The sequence below is a fragment of the Microbacterium sp. Bi128 genome, from assembly GCF_918698205.1.
The window spans coordinates 1-10,981 of record NZ_CAKKMM010000114.1 but is presented as its reverse complement, the minus strand read 5'-3'; the positions used below and the strand labels follow the sequence as shown (position 1 = coordinate 10,981).

Sequence of the window (10,981 nt, the reverse complement as noted above, 5' to 3'; positions counted from 1 at the left end):
GGCGGGAGTCGGCGCACAGGCCGACTCCCGCCCCCACTCCTCGTTCAATCCTCGGGGTGGAGGGCCGAGCGACGTCTCCGGTTCCGCAGCACGAGACCGGTGCCGATAGCCGCGGCGCCGATCAGGAGCGCCGCCAGCGAGACCGCGCCGCCGGTCGAGGCGAGGCCGCCCGCACCGTTGTGCCGACCCCCGGTCGACCCCGTCGATCCGTCCGCTCCCGGGCCGGTTCCGACATCCGGAGCGGTCGGGGAGGGTGTGGGCGTCGGCGTCGATCCGCCACCGGATGCGACCTCGATGACGAAGACCGGCGAAGGGGCGGATGCCGGGGAGGATCCGGCCCCGTTGACCGCGACGACCCGCGCGGTCCACGACCCCGGCACGAGGTCGGCCAGGACGGCGGACAGGGTGTCCCCGCCGACCTCCGTGGTGCGCCGGAGGCCGTCCGGCCCCTCCAGCGAGACGACGTAGCCGGTGATCGCCGAGCCGTGGGCGGCCGGCGCCTCCCACGTCACCCGGACGCTGCGACCGTCCACGGCGACTCCGGGTGCAGCGGGGGCGTCGGGGACGTCGACCTCCGCGCCATCGGTCTCGAGCACGAGGGGTGCGAAGGCGATCCAGTCGACATCGGGGGCGATGGCATAGCCGTCCAGCACGACCTGGTCCTGCTGGCTGGTGCGTTCGTCGATCACGAGCGTCTGCTTCGTGTTGCCGAATGTCACCGCGCCGTCACCGCTGGTCAGGTTCAGCGGCATGACCGCCTCCCAGAAGTTGGTCGGCGTGTACGTGTAGCGGAACGTGGAACGTCCGACCAGCCCGTCGCGCCCGGCCTCCTGCGCCTGCAGCCCCAGGTCGACGACCTGCGGGTTGTAGTCGTGGCGGCCCTCGATGTCGTCGTTCGAGTAGTGCACGATCGCGTTGTACGCGCCGGCACGGTCGAATCCGGCACCGCGTGGGATCGTCAGCGTCCCCTGGTTCTCCGCGACGGCGTCGGTGATGCCGAGCCCGCCGACGTACCCCGAGCCGGAGCCGTTGGTCAGCTCGGACCCGAATCCCTTCACCACCGCAGTTCCGCCGAGCGTCGCCTTCGCGGCATCCTCCACCTCGACCTTGATGATCGCGGCGTCGCCCTCGACCGCGCGGGTCGTGCTGACCGCGCTCACGCGCGCCCCGCCGCTACTGCGCAGCTCGATTTCGCTGATGCCCTCGGGGAGGTGGATGCGGGCGCGCTTCTGTCCCTCGGTGAACGTCGTCGCGAGGCGGCCGTTCACGGTGAGCCCCAGGTCGGAGCCCTGCCAGTCGACCTCGACGTCGTAGTATCCGGACTCGTTCGCGGAGGGGTAGAGGTCGACGCGGTCACCCTCGCCGATCGAGACCTCGCCGGCGTCGAGCTTCGCCTCGCCGGCGAGACGCAGGGTCGTGGCGGGATAGACGACGTGCTGCGCGTGGGTGTCGTCGCCCACGCGGGTGAGCTCGACACGGTCGACGGTGACGCCGCCGTCCGCACCGGCGCCCGGAAGCACGTTCTGCCCGTCGCGGCTGGTGCGCAGGCTCAGCGTGCGGGTACCGGCATCCAGCTGCACGTACACCTCGGCGGTGCCACGCGCCGTGCCGCGCACGTTGTCGGGCTTGATCGCGTTGGCGCCGTACTGCACGGTGGCGGCATCCGCCCCGTCGACGAAGAGCGCGTGCTGCGCGGCGCGACCGGGTGTCGCGCCGAGCACCGTGTAGCGGTACATCCCCGGCTCGGCCACGTCGACCTGCCAGTCCAGGCGAGCGTCGGCACCCGTGAGACCCGTCACGTCGCGGTCACCCGAAAGGCGGTAGCCGCCGCCGGGCTGCGAGCGCACCGCGCCGCCCGTGATCTCCAGGTTCTCGGCCTCGGCCCACTGGTGCGGCGCCTGCTGCGCCGCGTCGGCCTCCACGTCCCGATCGGTCGCCGGCGTGATCACCACCTGGTAGGCGGCACTGGCGTTGGCCGAGGGGATGCGCACCTGGATCGCGCCGTCCGCCACCGCGGTGTCGTCGGAGGCGGCGACGACACGAGGTGTGTCGGCGATGCCATCGGTGCCCGAGACGAGCACTTCGCGGACTTCGACGTCGACGGCGTCACCGAAGGTGTCCTTCGAGAGCCCGCGGACCGTGAGCAGTCCGTCGTGACCCTGCTCCACTCCCCCGACGATAACCTGCGCACGACGGTTCGCGTCGTCGACGGCGGCGATCGCCTTCTCGCGGTTCGTCGTCACATCGGCCGTCTGCGAACCCTGCAGGTCGCCGTACCACTTGAACATCCACCATCCGCCGTTGGCGGCGTTGACCTTCGCCTGGTTGTCGGACAGGGTTCCGGATGCCGTCCAGTACGCCGTCTGCGCATCGATCTTGGCCGCCTCGAAGCTGGCGAACCACCGCAGCAGGTTCGCCGGAGAGCTCATGTCGTTGCTCGCGCCGTACTCGGTGATGTTGATCTGCGGGATCTCGTCCTCGGCGATCCCCAGATCCCGCGCGTACTGGCGGAATGCGCTCGCACGCTCCGGCATCCACTGGTAGCCGCGCAGCTCATGCCACACATACACATCGGGAACGGTGCCGGTGTCGATGGCCATCCGCAGGAACGCCGTGATGTTGCCCTCGCCGCGCCACGCGGCATCCCCGGGTCCGGCGATGCGGGGACGGCTGAGCCCGTGCGTGGCGTACACGTCGGTGATGACCTTCCAGGCCGCGGCCCAGTCGGTCGCGCCGCCGGGGGTGAAGCTGTCGGGCTGCCCACCCTGCTGCATGTAGCGGTTGTAGCGGTCGTCGGTGTTCAGCCACTGCAGGTCGAGCTCGTTGAAGGGGATGAAGGTGTACTTCTCGGGGTCGTCCGCTCCGGTGGCGACGGCCTCCGTGACGATCTCGAGAACCTCGAGGTAGTCCCACAGCCCGTTGCCGCCGGGAGTCCACTCCGACGTGAGCTTCCCCGCGGCATCGCGGACGTAGGTCCGATCGTCGCCGGGGCGGACGCCGCGGTTGTAGGGCCAGTCGGGGTAGTAGTCCTGCGTGTAGATGTAGAGGTCTTCGCCGTGCTTGTCGAAGAACGTCTTCTCGATGTTGAACGCGTCGCCGCCCGGGTGCTGGGTGCCGAACGGGGGCTTCTGCGACACGTTCGTCATCGCCGCGCCGTTGACCAGCGCCTGAGTCGGCGACTGCTCGTCACCCAGGCCGTAGAGCGTGCCGGAGGCGCCCCCGCGGAAGTCGCCCGTCCGACGGCTGAGATCGGCGACGATCTCCTCGGTGGGCCGCTCCCCCACCGAGACGGTCGCGGTGACGGAGCGGTCCGTCCCCTCGATCACGCCCTTCACGGCGAACGTGCCCGGCTCCGCGTACTGTGCGGCGCGCACCGGGTTCCATCGCACGGCCGCGTCCGACGTGAGTCCGGACTCGCGCGTCACCCCGACACGTGCCGGCAGCACGGGCGCCTGACCCGCCGTGGTCTGCACCTGCCACGACATCTGGTCCACCGCCGTGATGGGCCCCGCGGTGTCGGCGAAGTTCCGGGCGACCTCGTCGGCGCTGAGCGCGACGTCGTAGATCGAGAAGTCGTCGAACTCGCCGCCGAACAGGGCCGCCCACTGCGGGGCCCACGGCACTCGACCGATCAGTCCGGACCGGGTGCTCGAGTCCGCGGCGAGCTTCGCGAAGTCGACCGCGGCCGCCTCCCGCCGGACGAGTTCACCGTTGATGTAGTATGACAGCGTCTGCCCGTCGGCGACCGACGTGATCTGGGCCCAGGTGCCCGCGGTCAGAGGCACGGGCGACACGGCCTTCACCTCACTGCCGGAGTTGGCGACAGCCTTGGACTGGCCGCCTTCGTTCGGCACGTAGTACAGGCCCCAGTTGTCGTGGGGCAATGCGTCGCTACCGACGATGTAGGCCCACGGCAGGTTGCCGGAGTTCTTGCCGTCCCACTTGATCCAGGTCGACACCGTGAGAGCGTTCACGCCGTCGAAGAGTCCGGCGGGAATGTCCAGGTACGGGCTGGCCGAACTCGAGGATCCCTGGGCCGCACCGGGGAAGAGCCCGGACGCGCCGGCATCCGAGGTCGGTCCGGTGCCCCGCGCGAGGGATGCGGCGTTGCGGACGCGCGCGTCGAACGCGGCACCCTTGGACCCCTCGTTCGCGATCACGGAGGCGGTGGCGTCCCCGTCGAAGGTGTACTCGACGATGGGGCGGGGCAGCGGATCGTCGGGGGCGGCGAACGCGGTGGGAGCGCCGACGAGACCGACGACCAGGGGAACGGTCACGCAGGCGGCGACGGCCGCTGTGACGCGGCGCGGGGGAGGGGTGTGGTGTCTCATGTTTCCTCGGCGTTGAGTGACGGGACGGGCGCATCTCATCGTGATAGCGCTTTCAGATCGGGAGCATAGGAGGTGGGCTCCCGCGACACAAGCTTTGCGGGCAGATTCTGATATCGCTTTCACATACGTCTTGATAACGCTTTCAGAATCAGTTAGCGTCCCTCTCGTTCGACACGACGGAGACACGAATGACGACGATGCACCCCGCGCCCACCGACGCGGCGCCCACCCCGCACCTCGAGTGGGGCACCGATGTGGTGGCGCTGACGTTCCAGTGGGACGACGACGCGCCCGTGGCCTGCAACGCGGTCCGCGTCGCCGGTCGCACGCTGCCGATCCATCGCATCCCGTTCGTCGAGATCCTCACCGCCGACGCCGGCCACCGGCCCGCCTCCGGACGCCTCGTGCACACCGAGCACGGGCTGCGGATGCGGTACGTCGACCACACCGAGACCGTCCACGACGGCGTGCACACCCTCGTCATCCGGCAGCGCTCGGGAGACCTCGAGGCATGCCTCACGCTCGTCGCCCGCGACGGCGTCGCGGCGGTCTCCAGCACCGTCGCCCTCACCAACGTCGGCACCGGTCACGTCGTCCTGCGGTCGGTCGCGTCCTGGGCGGCCGGATTCACCGACCCCGGCGCGACCGACGACGCACTCTCGGACTGGCAGCGGGTGACCGGCGAGAGCGATTGGCTCGGCGAAGGGCGGTGGACGCGCACTCCTCTGCGCGGCCCCGACTTCGTGCCCCTCGCCGAGCACCTGACCGGACACAACCCGCGCGGCGCGCTCACCGCCGTGTCGACAGGGACGTGGTCGACGGCGCACGCGCTGCCCGTGGGCGCACTGGAGTCCCGCACGACGGGTCTCGCCCTCGCGTGGCAGATCGAGCACAACGGCGCCTGGCGCTGGGAGATCGGCGAGGACACGGCGGGGGGCTACCTGGCCCTGTCCGGCCCCACCGACGCCGACTCGGCCTGGACCCGCGTGCTGGGCCCCGCCGAGTCCTTCGCGAGCGTGCCGGTCACCGTCGCCTTCGCCCCGGATGCCACCGGCGCGGTGTCGGCGTTGACCGACCATCGCCGCGCGACACGACGCCCGCACCCCGACAACACCGCGATGCCGGTCGTCTTCAACGACTACATGAACACCCTCGACGGCGACCCGACGACCGAGAAGCTCCTGCCGCTGATCCGCGCCGCGGCCGAGGTGGGCGCCGAGGTCTTCTGCATCGACGCCGGCTGGTACGACGACTCCGGACACTGGTGGGACTCCGTGGGCGAATGGCTGCCCTCGACCACCCGTTTCCCCGGCGGGCTGCACGAGGTCATCGACGCCATCCGCGCCGAAGGCATGGTCGCCGGGCTGTGGCTCGAGCCCGAGGTCGTCGGCATCCGGAGCCCCCTCGCCGATCGGCTGCCGGCCGAGGCGTTCCTGCAGCGCCACGGCGAGCGCGTCGTCGAGCACGACCGCTTCCACCTCGACCTGCGGCACCCCGCCGCCCGCGCGCACCTCGACGGTGTCATCGATCGGCTGGTGGCCGACTTCGGCCTCGGCTTCTTCAAGATGGACTACAACATCAACCCCGGCCCCGGGACCGACCTGGATGCCGACAGCGTCGGCGACGGACTGCTCGGCCACAACCGCGCGGTGCTGGAGTGGCTGGACGGCGTGCTCGATCGGCATCCGAGCCTCGTCATCGAGAACTGCAGCTCGGGCGCGATGCGCATGGACTACGCGATGCTGTCGCGGTTGGCGATGCAGTCGACCTCCGACCAGCAGGACTTCCGCAAGTACCCCCCGATCGCCGCGGCGGCGCCCATGGCGATCCTCCCCGAGCAGGCCGCGAGCTGGGCCTACCCGCAGCCCGAGATGGATGCCGAGGAGTCGGCGTTCTGCCTCATCACGGGGATGCTGGGCCGGTTCTACGTCTCAGGACACCTCAACCGGATGACTCCCGCTCAGCGCGCGCGTGTCGCCGACGCCATCTCCGTGGCGAAGCGCCTTCGGGGGGAGATCGCCTCCGCGCACCCGCACTGGCCGCTGGGGCTCCCCGCCTGGGAGGACCCGTGGGTCTCCCTCGATCTGCGCGGTCCGGACGGAGATCTGGTCTCGCTCTGGCGGCGCGGCGGCGACGACCTGGCATCCCTGTCCTTCCCCCACCTCGTCGGCCACGACATCGAGGTGACCCCGGTCTTCCCCCTGGACCTCCCTTCCTGGCGCACCGAATGGGATGCCACGACGGGAACCCTGCACGTACGCGCCGGCGATGCCCGTATCTCCGCCCGTACCCTCCGCCTCTCGACCCGACCGACTTCGGTCGACGAGGGCGCTCGCACCGGATCAGACTGATCACACCAACAAGGAGCAATTCAATGAAGAAGCGGTTCTTCGCCGCTACGGCCCTCACGGCCGTGGCCGCCCTCGCCCTCGCCAGCTGCTCGGACCCGGGAGCCGGGGGTGGTGGCGCCGCAGGCCCGACGGACTGGCCCGCCCAGGACACCAAGCTCGACGGCACGACCCTCACCATCTGGGCAGCCCAGAACTCGAACAAGGTCCCCGACAGCGTCGTCAAGGGATTCGAGGCCGCCACCGGGGCCAAGGTCGACGTCGTGACCATCCCCGACCCCTATGAGCAGAGCGTGCAGACCAAGGTCGCCACGGGAGACAAGCCCGACCTGGCCTTCTGGCAGCCGACCGCCTCGCAGCTGACGGCGCTGAACGCGTCGACCAACCTGCAGCCGCTGGACGGCGCCCCGTTCGTCGACGCGTACACGCCCGACCTGAAGGACATCACCGGCATCCTGAACGGCACGCGCTACGCCGCCCTCATCACCACCCCGGCCGTCGAAGGCGTCTATTACAACAAGGAGGTGTTCGCGAAGGCGGGCATCACCCAGACCCCCGGCAACTGGGACGAGTTCCTCGCCGCGGCCCGCACGCTGAAGGCGGGCGGTGTCACCCCGTTCTTCGACTTCGGCGGCGGAACCCCGTGGGCCACGCAGTGGTGGGTGCAGGTACAGCTCGCCGACGCCGCGAAGGACGGCCTGTGGGACCGCGTGAACGCGAACAAGGAGAAGTTCACCGACCCCACCATCCAGGGAGCGATCGACACGTACCAGGGCCTGATCCAGGAGGGCCTGTTCAACGCGAACCTCACCACGGCGACCTTCGAGGACCAGGGTCCCGCGCTTCTCTCCGGTGAGGCCGCGATGGCCGTCCAGGTGAACTCGTTCTTCGGCCAGCTGCAGTCGCTCGCCGACACGAAGGAACTCAACGAGAAGATCGGGTTCTTCCCCATCTCGCCTTCGGGCAACGTCGGCACCTTCATCCCCGACCAGTCCAACGCGCTGGTCGCGTTCCGGACCGGGGATGCCACGCGCGAGGCCGCGGCGCGCCAGTTGCTGTCGTACTGGCTCGGTGACGGCTACGCGGACTTCGTCCAGGCCCAGAAGACCGTGTCGCTGCAGAGCGCGGTGAAGTCCTCCACCGAGGTCCCCGAGGCGCTGCTCGACGTCAGCGCGTCGCTCGGCGACGCGGTCGGATCGATGCAGGCGCTGGCGGTCGCGAACCCCGACCTGTACCTCAACCTGGGTGACATGATCCAGGGCACCAAGACGCCTACGCAGGTCGCCGAAGCCACGCAGAAGCAGTTCGCGGAGCTGGCGAAGGCCATCGGAGCCCCCGGCTTCTGAGTCCTCGGGGCGCCGGGATCCGTCCCGGCGCCCCCTTCCCGGGAGGAACGACCCCATGACATCGACCCTCGAGCGTCCCCGCACGGTGACGCCTCCGCCGCGTTCGACGCGCCCCACCGCGCGCGGTCGACACAAGAAGGACCATCCCCTGTGGTTCCTGATCCCCGCGCTGGCGGTGCTGGTGGTGTTCTTCGCCGTTCCCACCGTCTTCAACTTCGTCTACGCCTTCACGAACTGGTCGAGCTTCAAGAGCTCGATCGACTTCATCGGCACCGACAACTTCGTCTCGCTCTTCTCCAACGGCTCGCTCGTCAACGCCCTGTCCGTGACGCTGATCTACGCCGTCCTGGTGGCGATCTTCCAGAACCTCTTCGGCCTGGGACTCGCCCTCCTCCTCGAGCGCGACACGCGGACGAACCGGGCGCTGCGGGTGGCCTTCTTCGTGCCGGTCATCATGTCGGCGCTCGCCGTCGGCTACATCTTCCAGGCCATGCTCAAGCCCGACGGCGCGCTCAACGGCATCCTGAGCGCCGTGACCGGGCAGAACATCGACGTCGCGTGGTTGGGCAGCACGACGTGGACGATCCTGGTCGTCGCCCTCATCCACGCGTGGAAGTGGATGGGTCTCTCGATGCTCATCTACCTCGCCGGGCTCAAGACGATCAACGACGACGTGCTCGAGGCCGCGCGCCTCGACGGTGCGGGGTGGTGGACGACGTTCCGCGCGATCCGCTTCCCGCTGCTCGCCCCCGCGGTGACCTTCAATGTCGCCACCGCCCTGCTCGGGTCGATGAACGGCTTCGACATCGTGCAGGCGACGACCGCCGGCGGCCCGGGCGGCACCACCGAACTGCTGAACATCTTCATCTTCCGGACCTTCGGCCAGGGACTGTTCGCCCAGGCCACGACGATGAGCCTCGTACTCTTCCTCGTGGTCGCTGTCCTGGCCTTCCCCGTGATCCGTTTTCTGCGCAAGCGGGAGGACGTGCTGTGACCGAGACCATGACCCTGACGACGGGCCGCTCCCGACGGCTGCCCCGGCGCCGTTCCCCGATCGGTCGAGTCATTCAGCCGATCGCCGCGGTCGCGGTGGCGGTTCTCCTCCTCGGCATCCCGTTCCTGCTGACGATCCTCACCGCCTCCAAGACGCAGGGGGAGGCGTTCGTCCCCTCTCTGGCCCTGCCCACCGAATGGCACCTGTTCGACAACTTCGCGACCGTCATCTCGGACGGCCGCATGATTGCCGCGTTCGGCGGCAGCGTGCTCGTGATGGTGCCCGCGGTGCTCGGCGTGCTCATCCTCGGATCGATGGCGGCCTGGATCCTCGGCCGGCGGAGCTCGAGGGGGCTGGCGTTCGTCTACGCCGTCGCCATCAGCGGGATCGTGCTGCCCCCGGCCGTCGTGACGATCGTGCTGCTGCTGCGTCAGCTCGGTCTCGCCGGCACACCGGTCGGCATGATCGGGGTCTACATGGGCATGTACATGTCGACGGTCATCTTCTTCGTGACCGGATTCGTCCGGACGATCCCGGTGGAACTCGAGGAAGCCGCCCGGGTCGACGGCGCGTCACCGGTGCGGGTGTTCACCAAGATCATCCTGCCGCTCCTGATGCCGGTCCTCGCGACGGCGACGATCCTCATCTGCCTGTACATCTGGAACGACGTCTTCTACGCCCTGTTCGTCGTGGGCGGCCGGCTCGACACGCTCCCGCTGAACCTGTATCAGGTGGCCAGCGCGGGTCTTTACCTTCAGAATTGGCATCTGATCTTCGCGTACATCATCCTGATGAGCCTGCCGCTGCTGATCACGTTCATGGTGGCGCAGCGCAAGATCATCTCGGGCATCACCAGCGGCGCCGTCAAGTGACGGCCGGCGCCGCGCACAGACGGAGCGCAATGGACCCTTCCCGCACGAAACCGGCGACGATCGCCGACGTGGCGGCGCGGGCCGGCGTGTCGGTGCCGACGGTGTCGCGCGTGCTCACCGGAGCGGCGAAGGTGAGCGCCGCCAAGCGCGAGGCCGTCGACGCGGCCATCGCCGCGCTCGGGTTCCGGCCCAGCGCCGCCGCCCGCGTGCTGGCATCGCGCAAGGCGCAGGTGATCGCGGTCATCGCGGGCGACACCTCGCAGTACGGCTACGCCGAGACGATCCGCGGGATCGAGGAAGCGGCGCGGGCCGAGGACTACACCGTAATGATCACCGTCGTCGAGAGCACGGACGACGACGAGATCGACCGCGCGATCGCGGCGACGCTCTCGCAGCCGCTCGCCGGGGTCTGCGTCCTGAAGTTCGACCCTCCCGGAGTCGCGGCGCTCCGCCGCATCCCTGCCTCCCTCCCCGTGGTCGCGCTCTCGGGCGTCCGTGAGCCCGGGCTGCGTCAAGCGGTGCTCGACGAGACGCGGGCCGCCGAGGAGCTCACCGACCACCTGCTCGACCTCGGGCACGCGACCGTCCACCACGTGCGCGTGCCGCCGTCCCGCCGGGAGGACGGGCGCACGACCGGCTGGCGACGCGCGCTGAAGCGCCGAGGGGCGATCGTCCCACCGCTGAGCGACGCGACGTGGGACCCGCGTTCGGGTGTCGAGATCGGCCGTCGGCTCGCCGAAGACCCAACCGTCACCGCGGTGTTCTGCGGCAACGACGAGATCGCGATGGGCGTCGTCCGTGGGATCACGGCATCCGGTCTCCGTGTGCCGGACGACATCTCGGTCGCCGGATTCGACGACCACCCGCTCGCGGCGCTCTGGTCTCCCCCGCTCACGACGGTCGACCAGGATTTCGCCGGCCTCGGTCGGCGCGGGCTGCAGCTCCTGCTCAACGAGATCGCCGGTGAGACCGGTCGCCGGTTCTCATCGGAACGACCACAACTCATCGTGCGCGAGAGTACGACCCCGCCCCGCCCCACCGCCTCGGTGCGGCGCATCGGCTGATCCGCAGGTTTCAAGCCCTCTTTCCC

Annotated in this window: 6 protein-coding genes; 5 read left to right on the top strand and 1 reads right to left on the bottom strand. The window is 69.8% G+C overall.

Annotated elements, in window-relative coordinates; all coding sequences use genetic code 11:
• Positions 1 to 44 precede the first annotated feature (44 nt).
• Positions 45 to 4,331 (bottom strand): LamG-like jellyroll fold domain-containing protein, encoded by a 4,287-nt coding sequence (locus LQV45_RS10580; protein WP_230006977.1) that lies wholly within the window; start codon positions 4,329 to 4,331, stop codon positions 45 to 47.
• Positions 4,332 to 4,519: 188 nt separating this feature from the next.
• On the opposite strand from LQV45_RS10580, the gene LQV45_RS10575 reads away from it, so the two are divergent.
• The 5 genes from LQV45_RS10575 to LQV45_RS10555 are packed head-to-tail and all read left to right on the top strand — an operon-like array spanning position 4,520 to position 10,955.
• Entirely contained in the window at positions 4,520 to 6,682 is a 2,163-nt protein-coding gene (locus tag LQV45_RS10575; RefSeq protein ID WP_230006976.1) for a glycoside hydrolase family 36 protein, read from the top strand.
• A 23-nt stretch (positions 6,683 to 6,705) separates the two neighbouring features.
• Complete coding sequence (locus tag LQV45_RS10570; protein WP_230006975.1) at positions 6,706 to 8,025, top strand: ABC transporter substrate-binding protein; 1,320 nt, start codon at positions 6,706 to 6,708, stop codon at positions 8,023 to 8,025.
• A gap of 55 nt (positions 8,026 to 8,080) precedes the next feature.
• Positions 8,081 to 9,019, top strand: coding sequence for a carbohydrate ABC transporter permease (locus LQV45_RS10565; protein ID WP_230006974.1), 939 nt, complete (start codon positions 8,081 to 8,083; stop codon positions 9,017 to 9,019).
• Positions 9,016 to 9,891 carry a carbohydrate ABC transporter permease gene (locus LQV45_RS10560; RefSeq protein WP_230006973.1) on the top strand — a complete coding sequence of 292 codons (876 nt, stop codon included), beginning with the start codon at positions 9,016 to 9,018 and terminating at the stop codon, positions 9,889 to 9,891. The genes LQV45_RS10565 and LQV45_RS10560 overlap by 4 nt, the downstream gene beginning before the upstream one ends.
• A 29-nt stretch (positions 9,892 to 9,920) precedes the next feature.
• Positions 9,921 to 10,955, top strand: a complete 1,035-nt coding sequence (locus LQV45_RS10555) for a LacI family DNA-binding transcriptional regulator (protein WP_230006972.1) — start codon at positions 9,921 to 9,923, stop codon at positions 10,953 to 10,955.
• The last annotated feature ends 26 nt before the right edge of the window (positions 10,956 to 10,981 follow it).